The organism is Nonomuraea sp. MTCD27, from assembly GCF_041950495.1.
Lineage (GTDB): Bacteria > Actinomycetota > Actinomycetes > Streptosporangiales > Streptosporangiaceae > Nonomuraea.
Genome location: NZ_JBGNUW010000009.1, coordinates 294,187 through 314,761 on the forward strand (window position 1 = coordinate 294,187; position 20,575 = coordinate 314,761).

Here is a 20,575-nt window from a genome sequence, read left to right on the forward strand (position 1 = left end):
GTTACTCCTTGCGGTGAAGTTGCGAATCATCGGGGTTGTGGCAGGCCAGCCAGTGGTCCTCGCCGATCTGCCTGATCTGGGGCTCCTCCGCGGCGCACGTCGCCGTCGCCCGCGGGCAGCGGGTACGGAAGCGGCACCCGGTGGGCGGGCTGACGGGGGACGGGGGCTCGCCGCTGATCAGCGTGTCGGCGGGCGGCAGGTCCAGTCCGCCCCCGGGGATGGAGGCGATCAGAGCCCGCGTGTACGGGTGCGCCGGCCGGCTGATCAGGTCCGCGCTCGGCGCCAGCTCGCACACCTTGCCCAGGTACATGACCATGATCCGGTCGCTGACGTTCTTCACCACGGCCAGGTCGTGGGCGATGAAGACGAGCGTGAGCCGGTAGCGGGCCTTGAGATCCTCCAGCAGGCCGAGGATCTGGGCCTGCACCGAGACGTCCAGGGCGGACACCGGCTCGTCGCAGATCACCACCTCCGGGTCGAGGATCAGGGCGCGGGCGATCGAGATCCGCTGGCACTGCCCGCCCGAGAACTCGTGCGGCCGGCGCACCGCCGCCGTCTTCGGGTCGAGCCCGACCGCCTCCAGGACCTCGTCCACCCGGTCGCCGGGGAGGTTCCACACGCGGGGGCCCTCGCCGACGATCTCGCGGACGCGGCGGCGGGGATTGAGGGAGGAGATGGGGTCCTGGAAGATCATCTGGAGGCGCTGGCGGGTCCTGCGCAGGGCCTCTCCGCGCAGCGTGGTCAGCTCCAGACCGTCGAGCTGGACGGAGCCCGAGCGGGGCTTGGGGAGCTGGACCAGCGCTCGGGCGGCGCTGGACTTGCCGCAGCCCGACTCGCCGACGATGCCGAGCGTCTCGCCGCGCGCCAGGTCGAAGCTCACCCCGGAGACCGCCCGCACGGTGCGGCCGCGGCCCGCCGGGAACTCCACGACCAGATCCTCCACCCGCAGCAGCACCTCGTCACGGGGACGGAGGTGCGCACTTCCGCTACCGGCCACCGAACTCAGCTCCCTTCACGCCTGCCGCCTCTTCGGCCGCGGTGGTCGTCTTCGTGGCCGCCTCGCTCGGTGACGGGTGCGGGGGGTGCTGCGGTTCTGGGGCGCCCGTGGGGGGCGATGGTCGATGGGCTTCGATGGTGGATGGTCGGCGGGCGTCCAAAGGCTGGGCGTCCAAAGGCTGGGCGTCCAAAGGCTGGGCGTCCAAAGGCTGGGCGTCCAAAGGCTGGGCGTCCAAAGGCTGGGCGTCCAAAGGCTCCAAAGGCTGGGCGTCTGAGGGGTGGGTGTCCAATGGCTGGGCGTCCGAGGGGTGGGCGTCCGAAGTGGGTGGGTGGCCGGAGTTCGGCGAGGCGGTGGTGGGGAGCAGGGCGGGTTCCAGGGGGCGGGCCGGGGCGGTGTCGCGGGGGTACCAGCAGGCGTACTGGTGGTGGGCCTCCTCGAACAGCGGCGGCGCCTCCCGCTCGCACCGCTCCTGCGCGTACGCGCACCGCGCGCGGAACGCGCACCCGGCAGGCAGGTCCACCAGGTCCGGCGGCCGGCCGGGGATGACGCGCAGCCGGTGGTGCACCGGGTCCGTCAGCCGGGGCGCCGCCTGCAGCAGGGCCTCCGTGTACGGCATCCGCGCCCGCGCGAACACCTCGTCCGCGGGCCCCCGCTCCACCACCTTCCCGGCGTACATCACGATCACCTCGTCGGCCCACCGCGCCACCACCGACAGGTCGTGGCTGACCAGCACCACGGCCATGTCCCGCTCCTCGCGCTGCTGGTGCAGCAGCCGCAGCACCTGGTCCTGGATGGTCACGTCGAGCGCGGTGGTGGGCTCGTCGGCGAACAGCACGTCGGGACGGCACGACAGCGCCATCGCGATCGTCACCCGCTGCCGCATCCCGCCGGAGAGCTGGTGCGGGTAGCGGCGCAACATGCGTACGGGGTCGGGGATGCCGACCGAGGCGAGCAGCCGCACCGCCTCCGCGCGGGCCTGCTTGCGGCTCATCCGGAGGTGCACCCGCAGCGGCTCCATCACCTGGGTCCCGATCGTCCGTACCGGGTTCAGGGCCGTCATCGGGTCCTGGAACACGGTCCCGAGCCGGAGCCCCAGGACCGAGCGCATCTCGACGGGGCTGTAGGTGGTCAGGTCGTCGCCGGACAGGTACACGTTCCCGCCCCGGACCGAGGTGCCGGGCAGCAGGCCGAGGATGGAGCGGATGAGCATGGACTTGCCCGAGCCCGACTCCCCGACGATGGCCAGGGTGCGGCCGCGTTCGAGGGTGAAGGAGACCCCGTCCACGGCCTTGACGACCCCGCGCGGCGTGACGAAGTGCGTGCGCAGGTCCTCCACCTGGAGCAGGGTGTCGCGGATCGGGTGCGGCGCGGTGGGCAGGGCGGGCGCGGCGGCGGCCTGGCGTACCGGCTCCAGGCCGCTCTCCCGCACGTCCGTCATGGACCGCAGCCGGTCGCCCACCAGGTTGAACGACAGCACGGTCAGGAACATGGCGATCGAGGGGGCCAGCACCACGTGCGGCGCGGTCTCCATGAGGGTGCGGCCCTCGTTGATCAGCCCGCCCCAGGTCGGGGTGGGCGCCTGCACGGACAGCCCCAGGAAGGCCAGGCTGCCCTCGGCGACCACGACCACGGCCATGCCGATGAACGCGTACGACGCCGCCGGCACCGCCACGTTCGGCACGATCTCCCGCCACAGGATCCGCCGGTCACGGGTGCCCAGCACGCGGGCGGCCAGCACGAACTCGCGCTCGGCGAAGGTCAGGGTGGCGCCCCGGATCAGGCGGACCCAGGAGGGCACGCCTAGCACGCCGAGGACGATGAGCACGTTGCGCAGGTTCGCCCCGGCGAAGGCCACCACGGCCAGCGCGAACACCAGCGCCGGGAAGGCCTGCGCCACGTCGTTGACCGCCATGATGATCGCGTCCGTGGCCCGCCGCCGGTATCCGGCCAGGACGCCGAGCGGCGCGCCGATGCCCAGGCCGAGCAGGACGGCGCCGAGGCCCACGCCGAGCGAGACGCGGGCCCCGTACACGACCCGGCTGAGGACGTCGCGGCCGAGCCCGTCGGTGCCGAGCGGGTGCGCGGCGCTGGGCCCCGACTGCGGCGGGCCGGCGAGCGTCTCGTCGTAGCGGGGGAACGGCAGCAGGTCGGCGAGGAGGGCGGCGAGCAGCACCAGCCCGATCCAGCCGATCGCCAGCCAGAACCCGAGCCCCAGCCGCCTACGCACGCCGGATCCTGGGGTCGACGGCGGCGTACACCAGGTCCACCGCGAAGTTGACCACCACGTAGCCGACCGAGATCAGCACGACGCCTCCCTGAACCGTCAGGTAGTCGCGGGAAAAGATGGAGTCGACGATGAGCCGCCCGACGCCGGGCAGGCCGAAGAGGGTCTCGATGATCACGGTGCCGCCGATGAGCGCGCCCAGGTTGAGGCCGATGGCGGTGATCAGGGTGATCGCGGAGGGGCGCAGCGCGTGCCGCCACAGGATGCGGCGCGGCGACAGGCCGCGGGCGCGCGCCAGCGTGATGTAGTCCTCCTGGAGGGTGGCGATCAGGTCGGTACGCAGCAGCCGCGCGTAGACCGCCAGCTGCCCGCAGCCGAGCGTGATCGCGGGCAGGATCACGGAGGTGAGGTTCCAGCCCAGGTCGAGGGTGATGGGGGTCCAGCCGGTCGCGGGAACCACCTGCCAGGTGACCGCGAAGACGAGGATCAGCAGCACGCCCAGCACGAAGACGGGCGTGGACAGCAGCGCGAAGCTGAGCGCGGTGAGCACCTGGTCCAGAGCGCGGCCGGCGCGGCGGGCAGCGGCCACGCCCACCGGGATCGCCAGTCCCAGCGCGATGATCTGCGCGGCGACCAGCAGCTCGAGGGTGACGGGCAGCCGCTCGGCCAGCTCGGTGGCGACCGGCATCCTGGTGATGTAGGAGTCACCGAAATCACCGGTGGCGAGCCCGCCCAGCCAGTCGAGATAGCGCACGATCAGCGGCTGGTCCAGCCCGAGCTCCTGGCGGAGCTGGGCGCGGGCCTCCTCGGTCGCCGACAGGCCCAGGATCTGCGTGAGCGGGTCGCCCGGCAGCAGATTGAGCAGGACGAAGGAGAGGAAGGTCACCACGACCAGCACCACCAGGAGCCGGACCAGCCGGTGGACGATGATCACCGTTCGCTGACCCAGAGCTGGCCGAAGGGGTGGTACGGGATGGGCGAGCCGGTCAGCGGCAACCCCTTCTCGCCGTCGGGCAGCACGTGCTCACCGATGCCGCGCACCTTGGTCCTGGCCACGATCGCCCCGGTGTTGAGGTGGTCGATGAACACGTACGGGACCAGATCGCGCAGCCGCTCCTGCACGGTGGTGTACGCCTGCTTGCGCGCGGCCTCGTCCGGGTTCGTCCGGCCGATGTCCAGGGCGGCGCTCAGCTTGTCGTCCTTGAGCCGGGTCATGTTGAGCGAAATGGCGCCGACGGGCTTGGCGTACCCCTGGTGCATCCAGATGTACTCGCCGTCGGGGTCGGGGGAGGAGAACTGCGTCCACACGGTGGCGGCGAAGTTCCCGGTGATGGCGCGGTTGATCAGGTCGGGCTGGTCGGCCTGCTTGATCGACACGTCCATGCCGGCCTTGCGCCACATGTCCTGGGCCAGCTCCACGCCCTGCATGGTGTTCGGGTCGGGGGTGGAGATCAGCTCGAAGCGGATCGGCCCCTTCTCCGCCTCCACCTCCTTGACCAGTTCGGCGGCCTTGGCCGCGTCGAAGTCGGGGTAGCCGCCGGGGGCGTACCACTTGGAGTCCTCCGACCACGGGCCGTCGGCCGGCTTGGTCAGCCCGCCGCGCAGGGTCGAGATGACGGTCTTGCGGTCGGTGGCGTAGGCGAGGGCCTTGCGGACCCGTACGTCGTCGAGCGGAGCCACCGCGGTGTTGAGCAGGAACATGTACTCCGGCACGGCCATGCCCTGCGCGCGGTGCACCGTGTAGGTGTCCTTCTGCGCGCCGAACTTGGTCAGGTCCTCGTCGCGCGAGGTCCCGATGGCGTCGACCCCGCCGGCTTCGAGGGTCTGGGCCCGGGTCTGGCTGTCGGGCAGGATCCTGAACTCGACCTCGTCCAGGTACGGCAGGCCCTGCCGCCAGTACTTGGGGTTGCGGGCGACGACCATGCGGTTGTCCGGGACGTACTCCTTGAAGACGAACGGCCCGGTGCCCACCGGCTTGAGGCTGGCCGACTTGGGGTCGTTGAGCGACGCGGGCGGGACGATCATGCCGATCTGCGCGGCCAGATAGTACGGGAAGGCCACCCAGGGCTGGTTGAGCTGCACCTTGACCGTCATCGGGTCCACCAGCTCGAACGACTTGACCGGCACGAACACCGCCGCGTTCAGCGGTGAGGCCTTCTGCGCTTCGAGGTTGGCCTTGACGATGTCACCGGTGAGGGCGATCCCGTCGGAGAACGAGACGCCCGGCCTGACCTTGATCGTCCATTCGTCGTACTTCTTGCTCGGGGTCAGCGACTCGGCCAGGTACGGCTTCCACTCGCCGTTGGCGTCCACGCTGACCAGCGGTTCGATGATCGAGCCCGCCATGCTGTAGCTCTGTGCCGCGAACTGGTCGGTGACGGGATTGAACCCGTTGGCGTCCGCGCTGAGCCCGTAGACCAGCCGTCCGCCCTGGGTCGGTCCCGTCGCCGGCGCGCTCGACTGCGGCGGCCCCGCGACCGGCCGCTGTCCGCTGCACGCCAGCAGCACCGACGCGGCCAGCAGCACCGTGGCCGGTGTTCTCCAGCGTTTCATCCACGCCTCCTCCCGGTAGATCCCCCCGAGAGCAATTTCACCGATAGTACTATCGGTGAAATTACGCACAAGTGCCGCGGGACAATCGTTACGAGGGGAGGGGGATCGATGACAGGCACGCCGCTCACCAGGAGCGAGGCCAAGGATCTGACCAGGCGCAAGCTCGTTCGCGCCGCCCTGGCGATCCTGGACGAGGAGGGCGAGGCGGGGCTGACCACGGTCAAGGTCGCGAAGGCCGCCGGCATCGCCCAGTCCAGCTTCTACGTGCACTTCAAGGACATGCAGGAGCTGCTCGGGGTGCTCGTGGAGGAGGGCGGCGAGCGGTTGCGCGGATCGATGCGGGAGGCGCGCCGCAGGGCCCGCGAGGCTCCCGACGATCTCGAACGGCACCGCGAGACGTTCCGCATCCCCCTGGAGGCGATCTGCCGGCACCCCGAGCTGCTGCGCATCCAGCTCAGGGCCCGGCACGACCCGTCGTCCTCGCTGCGCGACTTCGCGGTGGAGACGGCGGCGGCCTACCGCGAGCACCACGCCGCCGACCTGGCCGCCCTCGGCTACACCGCCGACAACGAGCGTGACCGGCGGCGGCTGGAGATGATCGCCGAGGGGATCAACGCGGCCACCAACGCGCTGGCGATGGGCCACCTGGAGGGTCGCTACCCCGACCTGGCGGAGGCCGCCGACATCCTGACCGCCCTGTCGCGGGGCGCCCTCAGGCTGCTCAGGTCGACGTCGGGGAAGGCGGCGGGCGAGGCCGCCGCCCCGCCGGGCCTTCTCCCCGAGACGGGTACGGTCGCCGAGGTCGCGCCCGTCAGCGACCCTCCCGGACGATCCTGACCGCGTCGGTCCCCGTGTGGTTGACGGCGAACAGGAAGGAGCGGCCGTCCGGGTGCGAGCGGCGTACGAGCTCGACCCCGGGCGTCCCCCGAACCGGACGCCCGCCTCCGCGCAGACCGCCGACAGGACTCGTTCCTGGTCCACGCGGGCCCCGCCCGAGGCGTACGTGTTCAGGACGGAGGCGGTGGTGGCCCGGGCGACCTCGCTCCACACCGCACCGGTGCCCCCGCCGGCCAGCGCCTCGAGGTGGCGCTGCCCGGACCACGGTGGCGGGGAGGCGGTGGGCGTGGACAGGTAGGCCCGGATGCACCGCCGTAGACGATCAACGCGAAACTTCGCATCAGAGTCTCATGTCGGCCGCCAGGGCGGAAACCTCCTCCTCGGTCAGTCTTCCATCCGCCACGACGGTGACGACCCGCCTGGTCAGAGTGGTGTCGAGGACCAGCGGCGTGTCCCAGGCCAGCGCCTGCCCCACCCCCGGATACTCCTCGACCCGGACGAACCACGGGTCGCCGTCCGCCTGGACGAAGACCAGCGTCCAGTCCCGCCCCTCCGGAGTGGTGCCGGACATGGCCACCCACGGATTCCGGCTGCCGTGCACGGCCTGCTCGCCGCCCGGGAGCGTGGTCCTGGCGGCGGAGGTGCCGGGCGCGCGCCAGAAGAAGCCGCCGTACCCCGCGCCCGCCCGGCCCTTGGTGGCCGAGCTGTGGATCTCCAGCGGCGCGGCGGTGAGGTTGGTGAGCGTGAACGCGAAGTCCAGCGCCCAGGCGTCCCCGACCGGCCGGGCCGTGACCGTCCGCTCCTCGCGGACCAGCGGGCCGCCGGGGCCGGTCCACTCCAGCTGCTCGGCGAAGCCGCCGTCGTCCAGCCGGGTGAACGCCAGGTGCCGCTGCGTGCCGTGGTTGTCCAGCCAGGTGGGCCCCTGGTCCTTGACATACGTCCGGCCGCCCCAGAAGTTCGCCCCGCCGAGGTCGGAGATCGCCACGCCCACGCCCAGGTGGTGCACGTGGTCCTCGGGGCGGACCTGGGTGACCTCCACGCCGCCGAGGGTGCGTACCCGGTGCAGGTAGGGGCGGGGTGAGTCGGTGACGGGCAGGTCGGGACGCCAGTCGTAGGCGGCCACCGCCCGGCCCGCCACCAGCAGCTCCACCCCCGTCCACGGCGCGCCGAGCTCCGAGTAGAGCGCCAGCTCGGCCGCGCTGCGGTCGGTCAGCTCGACCACGCCGGGCAGGATCCGGCCCACGACCTCGCCCGCCTCGTCCCGCCGTACCAGCTGGTGCCGTTCGGGGATCGGCAGCGGCTCGGGAGCCAGCCGCACCGCGTCCAGCACCTGCGTGAACGTCTCCGTGCGCGACAGCGGCACCAGCAGCTCCGCGCCCGTGCGCACGTGGTCGATGAGGTTCTCCAGCAGCCCCGTACGGTCGTGCACGGTCGTCGTGACCGAACCGTCGGCGAGCTCCACCTTGAGCCGGTCCTCGGTGTAGACCAGCGTGGCCCGGCCCCGGTCGCCGTGCACGACCAGGTACGGCTCGTGCCGCTCCGGCGCGAGCAACGTCACCGCGATCGTGATCACGAGCCCGTCCGCCAGCCGGACGCGCACGCAGGACGTGTCGTCCGACTCGATCGGATGGGCGTGGTAGAGCTCGGTCTCGATCTCCGCGATCGGGCTGTCCACCAGGGCGAGCGCGGTCGCGACGGCATGCGCGAACGGGTTCGTCAGCGCGCCGTCCACCACGTCCACCCCGTTCAGCCGGCGCCTGCCGGACCAGGGGGAGCGGGTGAAGTAGGCCGAGGGGCGCTCCCAGGCGCCCGCGCCGCCGATGCCGCGCACCCGGCCCAGCGCGCCGCTCGCGATCAGCTCGCGCAGCGCCGGGACGGCCGCCGAGCCGAGCGACTGGAAGCCGACCTGGCAGGCGAGGCCGGTCTCCGCGACCGCCGCGGCGATCCTGCGGTGCGCCTCCGGGCTGGCCGCGGGCGGCTTCTCCAGCAGCACGTGCGAGCCGGCGTGCAGCGCGGTCACCGCCAGGTCGGCGTGCGTGTCGATCGGTGTGCAGATGACGGTGACCTCGGCGCCGGTCTTAGCGATCAGATCGCCCAGGTCCGGAGACTGCAGCGGCGCCCCGAAGTCCACCTCCACCGGACGCAGGTCGCAGACGCCGGCCAGCTCGACCAGGCCGCGATCGGCCAGCAGGCGCAGGACGCCCAGATGGTGGCGGCCGTGGCCCTGGGCCCCGGCCAGTACGACCTTCACCGGCGCCATCACGACCACCTCAGCCCGAGGCCGGCGTGCCCGCCCGCGCGCAGCGTGCCACCCGAGATCTCCACCGGGTACGGCTCCGCCAGCAACCCCAGCGCGGCGAACGAGGCGTCCTCCACGTCCTCCACCATGACCGGCAGCGGCAGGGACAGGGCGAGCTGCCCGGACACCTCGCTCAGCAGGTGCGGGTAGACCGGCACGTCGTACGTCCTGGCCAGCTCGGCGATCCGCAGGAACGGCGTGATGCCGCCGACCCGCACCACGTTCGGCTGGACGACGTCGCAGGCCCCGGCGGTCAGCAGATCGCGGAAGCCGTAGGTCGTGTAGACGTTCTCGCCGACCGCGACCGGCACGTCCACGGAGCGGCGCAGCTCCACGTGCGCGGCCACGTCGTCGGCGGGCAGCGGCTCCTCGATCCAGTGCAGGCCGAACTCCCGCAGCGCGGCCAGCGCCCGCCGGGCCCGGTGCAGGTCCCAGCGCTGGTTGGCGTCGATCATCAGCAGCCGGTCGGGCCCGATCACCTCGCGGACGGCGGCCACCCGGGCCACGTCCTCGGCCAGGTCCGGGCGGCCCACCTTGATCTTGACGCCCCGGTAGCCGGCCGCCACCCAGCGCCTGGCCTGCTCGACCAGCTCCTCCAGCGGATAGTGCAGGTTGACGCCGCTGCCGTAGACCGGCACCTCCTCGCGCCGCCGGCCCAGCGCGTCCGGCAGCCCGTCGGCGCCGCAGCGCAGGTCCCACAGCGCCAGGTCGACGCCGGCCAGCGCGATCGTGGTGATCCCGCCGGGGCCCGCCTCGCGCAGGTGCCGCCACAGCCGGTCCCACACCACCTCGGGGTGCGCGGGCAGCCCGATCAGCGCCTCGCGCAGGTCGTGGTCGAGCAGCGCCTTGACGGCGTGCGCGCCGATCTGCGGCGTCCACGAGAACCCGGTGCCGGTGCGCCCGTCCTTCAGCGTGACGTGGGTGACGATCACGTGGTTGGCGGGCACGTCCGCGCCCCAGGGGCGCGGCAGCGGGGCGGTGCGCAGCTCGGTACGCAGGTCCGCGATCGTCATGACGCCGCCCGTTCGAGACCGGTCTTGATCAGCGCCTCCAGCTCCTCCAGGTGCTCGCCGGTCACCTCGACCAGCGGCGGGCGGACGGCGCCGACGTCCAGGCCGCGCAACCGTACGCCGGCCTTGACCAGGGCGACCGGGTAGCCGGGGACCTTGCCGCGCAGGCGTACGAGGGGGGCGTAGAACTCGGTGAGCAGCCGCTCGTCACCGTTGAGGTAGGCCAGCGCGATCTCGGGCGCGAACGCGAACACCGCGCTGGAGTACAGCTCCACGCCGATGCCCCGGTAGGCGGGCATGGTCAGCTCGGCCGTCGGCAGCCCGTTGAAGAACAGGAAGTCCGGGTACACCTCGCGCACGGCCAGCACGGTCCGCTGCATCCGGTCGATGTCGCCCAGGCCGTCCTTCAGCCCGATCACCCCCGGGACGCCGGCCAGCGCGACCACCGCCTCCGGCTCCAGCACTACGGAGCCACGCTGGTAGACGATCACCGGCAGCACCTCGGCCACCGCCCGCACGTACGCCTCGAAGCCGTGCCCGGGCCCCTGGGCCAGGTACGGCGGCATGAGCAGCAGCCCGTCGGCGCCCGCCTCCCGCGCCGCCCGCGCCTGGTTCAGCGCCGAGCCGAGCGGCCCGCCCGCGCCCGCGAACAGCGGCACCCGGCCGCCCACGACCCCGGCCGCCACCCGCACCGCCCGCGCGTGCTCGGACTCGGACAGGGCCGAGAACTCGCCGGTGCCGCACGCCACGAACACGCCGCCCGGACCGTGCTCCATGCCCTGCCGCACATGCTCGGCCAGCACCTGCTCGGCAAGGGTGCCGTCGGCGTCGAAGGGCGTCACGGGGAAGAACAGCACACCGCTGAGATTCATTCGGATTCATCCTTGAGTTCGGTACGCCAGCTGCGCTTGGGCTGCCAGCCGAGCAGGCGCTCTGCCTTGGCGATCGAGAAGGCGGGGGTGGTGCCGGTGAGCCCGGCCGCGAACGGCTCGGTGCCGGGCACGACCTGGGGCAGCAGGTCGGCCAGCGGCTTCCTGGCCAGCGCGTCGGACGCGCCGGCGAAGAAGACCTCGCCGTTGGGCAGTTCGGGCAGCGCCTCGGCGAGCACGGCGATCATCTCGGCGGCGTCGCGGGAGTCGATGTAGTTGAACAGCGACACCCCGCCCAGCTCGGGCCGGTCCAGCCGCTCGCGCACCGTGTGGCCGGACTGCGTGGGCGCGCCCGCCCACTCCTCCGGGGGGATCACGAAGCACGGCCGCACCGCCGCCATCTTCGTGCCGCCCGCCCGGGCGAACGCCTTCATCGTCTCCTCGGCCGCGACCTTGGACAGGTTGTAGGCGTTCCAGGGGCGTACGGGGTGCTCCTCGTCGATCGGGAGGTAGTGGGGCGCCCAGCCGCCGGGCGCGCCGTATCCCATGACGGTGGGGCTGCTGGCCATCACCAGGCCCGCCACGCCCAGGGCCACCGACGCCTCGCACACGTTGAACGCGAGCTGCGTGTTGACCTTGAAAATCACCGATTCCGGGAAGCTGAACGGGGTCGCGATCGCGGCCAGATGGATCACCGACTCCGGCCGGAACCTGGCGATCACCTCGAACGCCTCGCCCGTGTCGGTGAGGTCGGCCGGTAACGCGACGGCCGCCTCCGCCGGTGTTCCGGGGGCGCGGTCAACGCCTATGACCTCGTGCCCGGCCGCCGCGAGCGTGCTGACCACGCTGCGGCCGAGGCGTCCTGCGCTTCCGGTGACGAGGACTCTGCTCACCGTGAGGGGCTCCTTCAAGACTGCAAACAGTTGCACTAAACCTTTGTGTCAGGAAGGGTGAGGCGTCAAGAGGCGATTTCGTCACCGCCCGTCTAGCTGGGAGTTCTCGGCCTTGTCCTGACGCGGCCGTGTGGCAAGCGCTTTCATCGTACTCATGGGTACTGCAATCGGTTGCGTTAGGGTGGGCGACTGTGACAGTGACGATTCGTGATGTGGCCAGGGCGTCCGGCGTGCATGTGTCGACGGTCTCCCGGACGTTCTCCGCGCCGCACATGGTGAACGCCGCCACCCGCACCAGGGTGCTGACCGTGGCCGAGGAGCTGGGATACCGGCCCAACCGGGCGGCCAGGGCGCTCACGACCGGGCGTACCCACAATCTCGGCCTGATCGTGGCCGACATCGCCAACCCGTTCTTCCCGCCGCTGATCAAGGCGGCGCACTCGGCGGCCCGGCAGCGCGACTACCACCTGTTCGTGGCCGACACCGACGAGGAGCCGGCCGCCGAGGAGGAGTTGGTGCAGGCGTTCTCCAAGCAGGTGGACGGCCTGGTGCTGTGCAGCCCGCGCTCCTCCAACAAGGCGCTGGAGCGGCTGGCCGAGCGGGTGCCGTTCGTGGTGATCAACCGGCGGCTGCGCGGCGCGGCCACCGTGCTGATGGACGTCGGCCACGGGGCCAGGCTGGCGGTCGAGCACCTGGCCGGGCTGGGGCACGCGCGGGTCGCGCTGGTCTCGGGGCCGGCCGGCTCGTGGACGAGCGCGGAGATCCGTACGGCCGCCGAACAGGTGCCGGGCGTCGAACTCGTCGTCATCGGCCCCAACGCGCCCACCGAGCGGGGCGGGTTCGCCGCGGCGGCCCGGGTCCGGGACTCGGGGGCGACCGGCGTGCTGGCCTACAACGACCTGGTGGCGATCGGGCTCATCGAGGGGCTCGGCGATCTCGGGCTGAGCGTGCCCGAGGACGTCAGCGTGGTGGGGATAGACGACATCGTGCCCGGCCGGCTGAGCCGCCCGAAGCTCACCACGGTGGCCATGCCGACGGCCGCCGCCGGGCGGCTCGCGGTGGACCTGCTCATCCAGGAGGTCACCGCCACCACCTCGCTGGAGACCCGCCTGGTGATCAGGGACTCCACCGCTGCTCCACGATAGCCCGGCAGCTGCAAACGGTTGTACTAAACCGGAACGAAATTCATCTGACTTCTCGGGCGGGCACGCTTGTCAGCTGGGAAAACGCCGTGGCGATATATCGGTAACGGCTATGTAACGCCTGCAAAGGGTTGACGTAACTTTCCCGCCAGCTATAGGAAAGCGCTATCCATTCACTTCTCGCCGGAAGGTCCGTGATGACTGAAGTTTCGGTGGCGGTGAAACCTCACCACGCGGCGAAGCAGCCCGTACGTGGTGGTCACCGCTCCACGAAACGGTCCCGCCGCGAGGCACGTGCCGCCTATCTGTTCCTGGCTCCCTGGTTCGCCGGCCTGCTCATCATCACGATCGGCCCGATCTTCGCCTCCCTCTACCTGTCCTTCACGGACTACAGCCTCCTGGAGGAGGCCAAGTGGGTCGGGTTCGACAACTACGTGAAGATGTTCACCGAGGACCCGAGGTTCCTGGCCTCGCTGAAGGTCACCACGGTGTACGTGATCGTCTCGGTCCCGCTTCAGCTGGCCTTCGCCCTTGCGCTGGCGCTGGTGCTCGACCGGGGGCTGCGCGGGCTGCCCATCTACCGCTCGATCTTCTACCTGCCCTCGCTGCTGGGCGGCAGCGTCGCGATCGCGATCCTGTGGCGCAAGGTCTTCGGCGCCGAGGGCCTGGTCAACGCGGTGCTGTCGGTCTTCGGCATCCAGGGCCCCGGGTGGGTGGGTGACCCGGACACCGCGCTGGGGACGCTGATCCTGCTGCACGTGTGGACGTTCGGCGCCCCGATGATCATCTTCCTGGCCGGGCTCCGCCAGATCCCGAGCAGCTACTACGAGGCCGCCTCCGTGGACGGGGCGGGGCCGCTGCGGCAGTTCCGCTCGATCACGCTGCCGCTGCTGACGCCGATCATCTTCTTCAACCTCGTGCTGGAGCTCATCAAGTCGTTCCAGTCGTTCACGCAGGCGTTCATCGTGAGCGGCGGGAAAGGCGGCCCCGCCGACTCCACCCTCTTCTACACGCTCTACCTGTATCTGCAGGGGTTCAAGAACTACGACATGGGCTACGCGGCCGCGATGGCCTGGGTCCTGCTGCTGATCATCGCCGGGCTGACCGGGGTGAACTTCCTCGCTTCCAAGTATTGGGTCTTCTATGGCGACACCAAGTAGGCCGATCCCGGTCCTGTTCCGCCCGCTCAAGGGCGGGCCGGTGGTCAAGCACATCCTGCTGATCGGCTTCGGGCTGGTCATGCTCTATCCGCTGCTCTGGATGATCTCCAGCTCGCTCAAGCCGGAGGAGCTCATCTTCCGGCAGCCGGGGCTGTGGCCCAGCGAGGTCACGCTGGACAACTACACCGAGGGCTGGACCGCGCTCAAGCATCCCTTCGGCTACTACCTGTGGAACTCCGCGGTGATCACCGGGTTGTCGGTGGTGGCGAACCTGGTCGCGTGCTCGCTGGCCGCCTACGCCTTCGCCCGGCTGAACTTCCCGCTGAAGAAGCTGTGGTTCGCGCTCATGCTGGGCACGATCATGCTGCCGCACCACGTGACGATCGTGCCGCAGTACATCATGTTCTCCGAGCTCGACCTGATCAACACGATCTGGCCGCTGGTCCTGCCGAAGATCCTGGCCACCGACGCGTTCTTCATCTTCCTCATGGTGCAGTTCATCCGCACGCTGCCCCGTGAGCTGGACGAGGCGGCGGAGATCGACGGCGCCGGTTACTGGCGGATCTTCATCAGGGTCGTCATGCCGCTGTGCATGCCGGCGCTGGCCACGACCGCGATCTTCACGTTCATCTGGACCTGGAACGATTTCCTCAGCCAGCTCCTGTATCTCAACAATCCCGACAACTTCACCGTACCGGTAGCGTTGCGCACGTTCCTGGACGCCAGCAGCGACTCGTCGTGGGGCCCGATGTTCGCCATGTCGATCATCGCGCTCGGCCCCATCTTCGGGTTCTTCCTGGCAGGTCAGAAGTACCTGATCCGTGGTGTGGCCACCACGGGCCTGAAGTAGTTCCTCCACCCCCCAACAGAGAACACCCATAGGAGGTAGAGCCGTGAGCTCTGGCAAGAAGATGTGGTCGGCGGCACTGCTCGCCACCGCTGTGCTGGCGGTCACCGCGGCCTGCGGCGGCGGCAGCGGCGGCGGCGGCGAGACCGCCGACGGCAAGATCAAGCTGCGCTTCTCCTATTGGGGCAGCGACGCGCGGCAGAAGATGACCGAAGAGGCGATCAAGAAGTTCGAGGCGAAGAACCCGACCATCGACGTCGAGGGCGAGTTCTCGGACTGGGCCAGCTACTACGAGACGCTCTCCACGAAGGTCGCGGGCAGTGACGCGCCGGACGTGATGAGCCTGGAGATCCGCGGCCTGCGCGAGTACGCCGACCGCGGCACCCTCGCCGACCTGGCCAGCAAGGTCAACACCGCCGACATCGACGGCAAGGTGCTGGCCACCGGCGCCATCGACGGCAAGCAGTTCGCCATCCCCACCGGTGTCAACGCCTTCTCCCTGATCGTCAACAAGGCGCTGGTCGAGCAGGCGAAGGCGGAGCTGCCCGACGACAAGCAGTGGACGTGGGAGGAGTACGTCGAGCTGGCCAACAAGGTCACCTCCGGCAGCGGCGGCAAGATCACCGGCACGCAGCTGAGCTGGAACCCCGCCTACCTGCAGATCTACGCCACGCAGAAGGGTGAGCCGTTCTACAGCGGCAACAAGCTCGGCCTGTCGCCCGAGACCATCAAGGAATGGTGGGCGATCATGCAGAACCTCATCAAGGGCAAGGGCGCCCCCGACGCCGCCAAGAGCACCGAGATCGGCGCCACCAGCATCGACCAGTCGCTGCTGGGCACCAACACCGGCGCGATGGGCATGTGGTGGAGCAACCAGCTCGGCGCCGCCAGCAAGGCCTCCGGCCAGGAGCTGGACCTGCTGCGGATGCCGAAGATCAAGGGCGCCACCACCGGCGGCATGTTCCTGCAGCCGGCCATGTTCTACAGCGCCTCCTCGAAGACCGAGCACGCCGCCGAGGCCGCCAAGTTCATCGACTACATGATCAACGACCCCGAGGCGGGTCAGATCATCCTCAGCGACCGCGGCCTGCCGGCCAGCTCCAAGGTGCTGGCCGCGGTGCGGGACAAGCTACCCGACGCGGACAAGAAGACGCTGGCCTTCCTCGACGAGGCCAAGGGCGAGCTGACCGACCCGCCCGCCGCCCCGCCGAAGGGCGCCAGCGCCATGGAGGACATCCTCACGCGGTACTCGGAGGAGGTCATGTTCGGCCGCATGACCCCCGACGACGCCGCACAGAAGTTCATCACGGAGGCCAACGCCTCCATCGCCGGCTAAAGGAGAGACATGAAGTACGCGTTCGTCGGGCTCGGGCACCGCGCGCAGATGTACGTCGACGCGCTGCTCGGGGAGTGGCGTGACGCCGGCACCATCGTCGCCCTGTGCGACACCAACCGGACCCGCATGGACTACTACGTCGAGCGGATCGGTCAGGAAGTGCCGTGTTTCGCCCCCGCTGAGTTCGACAAGGTGCTCGAGCTCGCCGACGCGGTCATCGTCACCACCGTCGACGCCACGCACGCCCGCTACGTGTGCGCGGCGCTCGACGCCGGGCGGGACGTCATCGTGGAGAAGCCGCTCACGATCGACGCGGACGGCTGCGCGGCCATCGCCGAGGCGGCCGAGCGCAGCACCGGCAAGCTGATCGTGACGTTCAACTACCGGTACTCGCCGCGCAACTCCGCCGTGCGCCGCCTGCTCATGCGGGGCGCGATCGGCGAGGTGACCTCGGTGCACTTCGAGTGGACCCTCGACACCATCCACGGCGCCGACTACTTCCGCCGCTGGCACCGCGACCGGGCCAACTCCGGCGGGCTGCTGGTGCACAAGTCCACCCACCACTTCGACCTGGTCAACTGGTGGCTCGGGTCGGCTCCGGAGCTCGTCTTCGCCCAGACCGACCTGCGCTTCTACGGCGCCGAGAACGCCAGGAAGCGCGGCCTGGAGGAGCGCCCCGAGCGCGGGCAGGGCGCGCCCGGGCTGGGCACCGACCCGTTCATCCTGGACATCTCCGCCGACCCCCGGCTCAAGCGCCTCTACCTGGACGCCGAGCACGAGGACGGCTACATCCGCGACCAGGACGTCTTCGGCGAGGGCATCAACATCGACGACAACATGTCCGTCATGGTGCGCTACGCCAACCGCGCCGTCCTGACCTACTCCCTGCACGCCCACGCGCCCTGGGAGGGCTACCGGGTGGCCTTCAACGGCACGGCCGGGCGGCTGGAGCTGGACGTGGTGGAGCGGGAGTGGACGCCGCCGCACGCCGCCATCGACCCGAGCGCGGCCGCCAAGGAGCACGCGACCGGGTCCTGGGAGCGGCTCATGCTGCGCCGGCACTGGAGCGAGCCGGAGGAGGTGCCCATCGAGACAGGGGCCGGCGGGCACGGCGGGGGCGACCGCCTGCTGCTCAACGACGTCTTCCGCGGCCCCGACGGCGACCCGCTGGCCCGGCAGGCCGGCTACCGCGACGGCATCCGCAGCGTGCTGACCGGCCACGCGGCCAACGTCTCGGCCCGTACCGGGGCTCCCGTGCACCTGGCGGACGACGGCACGCGTGTTCGCTGAGCTGGCCGGGATCGCCGCGGCGCAGCGCGGGCTGTACCCGGTGCTTCCGGGGCCCGAGCTGCGCGCGGCGGCGCGCGAGGCCATCGGGGTGCTCGACCTCGTGGCCGGTGACGTCCGGGTCGAGCGGACCTGGACCGCGGGTGACCTGTACGGCGAGGAGCTGTCCTGGTCGGTGGGGTTCGGGCCGCGCACGCGGGCCTACCTGCTGCGGCCCCGGGACGCGGCCGGGCCGCTGCCCGGAGTGGTGGCGCTGCACTGCCACGCCGGGATGAAGTGGGCCGGCAAGGAGAAGATCGCCGACGGTCCCGAGGGGCCGTCGCCCGAGGTGCGGCGGCTGCGGGACGACATCTACGGCGGCCGGGCGTTCGCCGGCGAGCTGGCCCGGCGCGGGTTCGCGGTGCTGGCGCACGACGCGTTCGTGTGGGGCAGCCGCCGCTTCCCCCTGGACATCGAGGACGGACCCCTCAGCGAGGCCGACCGTTACGACCTCGCCGCCAGGCAGCACGAGCACGTGGTCGCCAAGCACTGCGCGGTGCTGGGCACCTCGTTCACCGGCGTCGTGGCGGGGGAGGACCTCGCGGCGGCGGCCTACCTGCGCTCCCGGCCCGACGTCGGGCCGGTCGGGTGCGTCGGGTTGTCGGGCGGCGGGCTGCGGGCCGCGCTGCTCGGGGCGTTCGACCCGGACATGCGCGCGGTCGTGGTCGCCGCGATGGTCTCGTCCTACCGGGACATGCTCGGCGGGCACGTCGAGAAGCACACCTGGATGTTGTGGCCGCCGGGCCTGCCGCGGCTGGGCGACTGGCCCGACCTGGTCGCCGCCCGCGCCCCGGCGCCGCTCATGGTCCAGTACGCGATGCGCGACGAGCTGTTCCCCGAGGAGGGGATGCGCCGCGCCCACGCCCGGATCAGCGAGCGCTACCGCGACGCCCCCGGCGCCTACCAGGCCGACTTCGCCGACGTGCCGCACAGCTTCGACGTGCCCATGCAGGAGCGGGCCTTCGACTGGCTCGCCGCGCACGTCAAGGAGTAGGGCTCCGCTCTCAGTCGGCCTTCTTCCAGGTGGCGATCAGCTTGTCGTAGTCGAGGGTCTCCGGCTTGCCCCGCTCGTCGGCCAGCTTCGGCGCGGGGGCGCCCGGCTGGTCGTACCAGTACTGGGCGGGCCGCTCCTGGTTCAGCTTCGGCGCGCACTGGCCGCCGTACCCCTGCCGCTCGCGCGAGAGCCGTTCCAGCCGGGACAGGATGTCGTCCTGCTGCTTGGCCAGGTTGTCCATCGACTGCTGCGGCGTGGTCTCGCCGGTCACGGCGGTGGCCACGTTCTGCCACCAGAGCTGGGCCAGTTTGGGGTAGTCGGGCACGTTCGTGCCGGTCGGGGTCCACTGCACGCGGGCCGGTGAACCGTAGAACTCGATGAGGCCGCCGTACTTCTTGGCGTTGTCGGCGAAGTACTGGCTCTTGATGTCCGATTCGCGGATGAACGTCAGGCCGACGATCGACTTCTTCAGCGACACCGTCTTCGACGTGACGAACTGCGCGTACAGCCAGGCCGCGGCCCGGCGGTCCTGCGGGGTGCTCTTCAGCAGCGTCCACGAGCCGGCGTCCTGGTAGCCCAGCTTGTTGCCGTCCTTCCAGTACGCGCCGTGCGGGCTGGGCGCGATGCGCCACTTCGGCGTGCCGTCGCTGTTGACGACCGGCAACCCCTCCTTGGTCATGTCGGCCGTGAACGAGGTGTACCAGAAGATCTGCTGGGCGATGTTGCCCTGCGCCGGCACCGGGCCGGCCTCGCTGAAGTTCATGCCCGCGGCCTCGCGGGGGGCGTACTTCTTCAGCCAGTCCACGTACTTGGTCAGGGCGTAGACCGCGGCCGGGCCGTTGGTGTCGCCGCCGCGGGTGACCGACGAGCCGACCGGGCGGCAGTTCTCCACCCGGATGCCCCAGTCGTCCACCGGCAGGCCGTTCGGGATGCCGGGGTCGCCGTTGCCGGCCATGGACAGCCAGGCGTCGGTGAAGCGCCAGCCCAGCGACGGGTCCTTGCGGCCGTAGTCCATGTGGCCGTAGACCTTCTTGCCGTCGATGGTGCCGTTGCCGTTGACCTTGCTGGTGAAGAACTCGGCGATGTCCTCGTAGGCCGCCCAGTTGACCGGGACGCCGAGGTCGTAGCCGTACGCGTCCTTGAACTGCTTCTTGATCTCCGGGTCGGTGAACCAGTCGTAGCGGAACCAGTACAGGTTCGCGAACTGCTGGTCGGGGAGCTGGTAGATCTTCTTGTCCGGCCCGGTGGTGAAGCTGATGCCGATGAAGTCGTTCAGGTCCAGCGTGGGCGAGGTGACGTTCTTGCCCTCTCCGGCCATGTAGTCCGACAGCGGCACCACGTAGTCGCCGCGCGAGTGCGTGCCGATGAGGTCGGAGTCGTTGACGTAGGCGTCGTAGATGTTCTGGTTGCCCTGGATCTGGGTCTGGAGCTTCTCGACGACGTCACCCTCCTGGATCAGGTCGTGCTTGATCCTGATCCCGGTGATCTCGGTGAACGCCTTGGCGAGCTGCTGCGACTCGTACTCGTGCGTGGTGATCGTCTCGGAGACCACGTTGATCTGCATGCCCCGGTACGGGGCCGCGGCCTTGATGAACCAGTCCATCTCCGCGATCTGCTGGTCCTTGCTCAGGGTGCTCGGCGTGAACTCCTGTGACACCCACCGCTGGGCCGCGGCCTTGCCGTCGGCCTCCTTGAAGTCGCTCGCGGGTCGCTCCGCGCCCTGCGTGCAGCCGGCCGCTATCAGGACGAGCGCGGCCAGACCTACGGCCGCGGACTTGCCTGCCCGATGCCTCATCCTAGGCTCCTCTTCTGTTAGCCCCATATGCCGATCACGACCGCCACGAGCAGCGCGCAGCCGAGTGCGAGCCACATGGACAGGTCGGTGATTGCGATCCAGCCGGCCAGCACGACGGCGGCGGTGATCAGGCCGATGTAGAGCCGGTCGCCCCGATCGGTCTCGATGCGCAGGAAGCCCCGCCTGGCCACAGGAGGGGAGATCCGGCCCCAGACCGTCATGACGACCAGCAGCAGTGCCAGCCCGGCGAACACCAGGGCCGTGGGGGCGGTCCAGACCATCCATTCGAGCAC

The 20,575-nt window shown here is 70.6% G+C and carries 18 protein-coding genes; 8 read left to right on the forward strand and 10 right to left on the reverse strand.

The window, feature by feature from the left end:
- Window position 1: 1 nt before the first annotated feature.
- Genes ACBJ59_RS27125 through ACBJ59_RS27140 form a run of 4 tightly spaced genes read right to left on the reverse strand, consistent with a single transcriptional unit; the run spans window position 2 to window position 5,774 of the window.
- Window positions 2-997 (reverse strand): ABC transporter ATP-binding protein, encoded by a 996-nt coding sequence (locus tag ACBJ59_RS27125; protein WP_375113065.1) that lies wholly within the window; start codon window positions 995-997, stop codon window positions 2-4.
- Complete coding sequence (locus tag ACBJ59_RS27130) at window positions 987-3,224, reverse strand: oligopeptide/dipeptide ABC transporter ATP-binding protein (protein ID WP_375113066.1); 2,238 nt, start codon at window positions 3,222-3,224, stop codon at window positions 987-989. The genes ACBJ59_RS27125 and ACBJ59_RS27130 overlap by 11 nt, the downstream gene beginning before the upstream one ends.
- Entirely contained in the window at window positions 3,217-4,155 is a 939-nt protein-coding gene (locus tag ACBJ59_RS27135; protein ID WP_375113067.1) for an ABC transporter permease, read from the reverse strand. The genes ACBJ59_RS27130 and ACBJ59_RS27135 overlap by 8 nt, the downstream gene beginning before the upstream one ends.
- Window positions 4,152-5,774, reverse strand: coding sequence for an ABC transporter substrate-binding protein (locus ACBJ59_RS27140; protein WP_375113068.1), 1,623 nt, complete (start codon window positions 5,772-5,774; stop codon window positions 4,152-4,154). Before ACBJ59_RS27140 ends, ACBJ59_RS27135 begins: the two co-directional genes overlap by 4 nt.
- 108 nt (window positions 5,775-5,882) lie before the next feature.
- Here ACBJ59_RS27140 and ACBJ59_RS27145 point away from each other — a divergent pair, with 108 nt between their 5' ends.
- On the forward strand, window positions 5,883-6,611 hold the full coding sequence (locus ACBJ59_RS27145; protein ID WP_375113069.1) for a TetR family transcriptional regulator: 729 nt from the start codon (window positions 5,883-5,885) through the stop codon (window positions 6,609-6,611).
- Window positions 6,612-6,663: 52 nt separating this feature from the next.
- Window positions 6,664-6,909 carry a hypothetical protein gene (locus ACBJ59_RS27150; protein ID WP_375113070.1) on the forward strand — a complete coding sequence of 82 codons (246 nt, stop codon included), beginning with the start codon at window positions 6,664-6,666 and terminating at the stop codon, window positions 6,907-6,909.
- 42 nt (window positions 6,910-6,951) lie between these two features.
- Here the strand turns inward: ACBJ59_RS27150 and ACBJ59_RS27155 are convergent, their stop codons facing one another.
- The 4 genes from ACBJ59_RS27155 to ACBJ59_RS27170 are packed head-to-tail and all read right to left on the reverse strand — an operon-like array spanning window position 6,952 to window position 11,682.
- On the reverse strand, window positions 6,952-8,871 hold the full coding sequence (locus tag ACBJ59_RS27155) for a DUF6807 family protein (protein WP_375113071.1): 1,920 nt from the start codon (window positions 8,869-8,871) through the stop codon (window positions 6,952-6,954).
- Window positions 8,871-9,923, reverse strand: coding sequence for a mandelate racemase/muconate lactonizing enzyme family protein (locus tag ACBJ59_RS27160; RefSeq protein ID WP_375113072.1), 1,053 nt, complete (start codon window positions 9,921-9,923; stop codon window positions 8,871-8,873). Before ACBJ59_RS27160 ends, ACBJ59_RS27155 begins: the two co-directional genes overlap by 1 nt.
- Complete coding sequence (locus ACBJ59_RS27165; protein ID WP_375113073.1) at window positions 9,920-10,792, reverse strand: 5-dehydro-4-deoxyglucarate dehydratase; 873 nt, start codon at window positions 10,790-10,792, stop codon at window positions 9,920-9,922. Before ACBJ59_RS27165 ends, ACBJ59_RS27160 begins: the two co-directional genes overlap by 4 nt.
- Window positions 10,789-11,682 (reverse strand): NAD-dependent epimerase/dehydratase family protein, encoded by an 894-nt coding sequence (locus ACBJ59_RS27170; RefSeq protein ID WP_375113074.1) that lies wholly within the window; start codon window positions 11,680-11,682, stop codon window positions 10,789-10,791. The genes ACBJ59_RS27165 and ACBJ59_RS27170 overlap by 4 nt, the downstream gene beginning before the upstream one ends.
- A gap of 191 nt (window positions 11,683-11,873) precedes the next feature.
- On the opposite strand from ACBJ59_RS27170, the gene ACBJ59_RS27175 reads away from it, so the two are divergent.
- The 6 genes from ACBJ59_RS27175 (at window position 11,874) to ACBJ59_RS27200 (ending at window position 18,487) form a co-directional block, all read left to right on the forward strand.
- On the forward strand, window positions 11,874-12,827 hold the full coding sequence (locus ACBJ59_RS27175) for a LacI family DNA-binding transcriptional regulator (RefSeq protein ID WP_364120760.1): 954 nt from the start codon (window positions 11,874-11,876) through the stop codon (window positions 12,825-12,827).
- Window positions 12,828-13,021: 194 nt separating this feature from the next.
- Complete coding sequence (locus tag ACBJ59_RS27180) at window positions 13,022-13,984, forward strand: carbohydrate ABC transporter permease (protein WP_375113075.1); 963 nt, start codon at window positions 13,022-13,024, stop codon at window positions 13,982-13,984.
- A complete protein-coding gene (locus ACBJ59_RS27185) occupies window positions 13,968-14,834 on the forward strand; it encodes a carbohydrate ABC transporter permease (RefSeq protein WP_375113076.1) in 867 nt (288 codons plus the stop codon). The genes ACBJ59_RS27180 and ACBJ59_RS27185 overlap by 17 nt, the downstream gene beginning before the upstream one ends.
- A gap of 43 nt (window positions 14,835-14,877) precedes the next feature.
- Complete coding sequence (locus ACBJ59_RS27190) at window positions 14,878-16,167, forward strand: extracellular solute-binding protein (RefSeq protein WP_375113078.1); 1,290 nt, start codon at window positions 14,878-14,880, stop codon at window positions 16,165-16,167.
- A gap of 9 nt (window positions 16,168-16,176) precedes the next feature.
- Window positions 16,177-17,457, forward strand: a complete 1,281-nt coding sequence (locus tag ACBJ59_RS27195; protein WP_375113079.1) for a Gfo/Idh/MocA family protein — start codon at window positions 16,177-16,179, stop codon at window positions 17,455-17,457.
- On the forward strand, window positions 17,447-18,487 hold the full coding sequence (locus ACBJ59_RS27200) for a dienelactone hydrolase family protein (RefSeq protein WP_375113080.1): 1,041 nt from the start codon (window positions 17,447-17,449) through the stop codon (window positions 18,485-18,487). Before ACBJ59_RS27195 ends, ACBJ59_RS27200 begins: the two co-directional genes overlap by 11 nt.
- A gap of 10 nt (window positions 18,488-18,497) precedes the next feature.
- Here ACBJ59_RS27200 and ACBJ59_RS27205 read toward each other — a convergent pair whose 3' ends face one another.
- The gene (locus ACBJ59_RS27205; RefSeq protein ID WP_364120743.1) at window positions 18,498-20,282 is read right to left on the reverse strand and encodes an ABC transporter substrate-binding protein; all 1,785 of its coding nucleotides are present in this window, start codon (window positions 20,280-20,282) and stop codon (window positions 18,498-18,500) included.
- A 17-nt stretch (window positions 20,283-20,299) separates the two neighbouring features.
- Complete coding sequence (locus ACBJ59_RS27210; RefSeq protein WP_375113081.1) at window positions 20,300-20,575, reverse strand: DUF2160 domain-containing protein; 276 nt, start codon at window positions 20,573-20,575, stop codon at window positions 20,300-20,302.

Bases quoted from the DNA above. Each gene is read 5' to 3' on its own strand.
- ACBJ59_RS27140 (WP_375113068.1), bottom strand. From the start codon at position 5,774: ATGAAACGCTGGAGAACACCGGCCACGGTGCTGCTGGCCGCGTCGGTG.
- ACBJ59_RS27145 (WP_375113069.1), top strand. From the start codon at position 5,883: ATGACAGGCACGCCGCTCACCAGGAGCGAGGCCAAGGATCTGACCAGG.
- ACBJ59_RS27155 (WP_375113071.1), bottom strand. From the start codon at position 8,871: ATGGCGCCGGTGAAGGTCGTACTGGCCGGGGCCCAGGGCCACGGCCGC.
- ACBJ59_RS27160 (WP_375113072.1), bottom strand. From the start codon at position 9,923: ATGACGATCGCGGACCTGCGTACCGAGCTGCGCACCGCCCCGCTGCCG.
- ACBJ59_RS27165 (WP_375113073.1), bottom strand. From the start codon at position 10,792: ATGAATCTCAGCGGTGTGCTGTTCTTCCCCGTGACGCCCTTCGACGCC.
- ACBJ59_RS27180 (WP_375113075.1), top strand. From the start codon at position 13,022: ATGACTGAAGTTTCGGTGGCGGTGAAACCTCACCACGCGGCGAAGCAG.
- ACBJ59_RS27185 (WP_375113076.1), top strand. From the start codon at position 13,968: ATGGCGACACCAAGTAGGCCGATCCCGGTCCTGTTCCGCCCGCTCAAG.
- ACBJ59_RS27195 (WP_375113079.1), top strand. From the start codon at position 16,177: ATGAAGTACGCGTTCGTCGGGCTCGGGCACCGCGCGCAGATGTACGTC.
- ACBJ59_RS27205 (WP_364120743.1), bottom strand. From the start codon at position 20,282: ATGAGGCATCGGGCAGGCAAGTCCGCGGCCGTAGGTCTGGCCGCGCTC.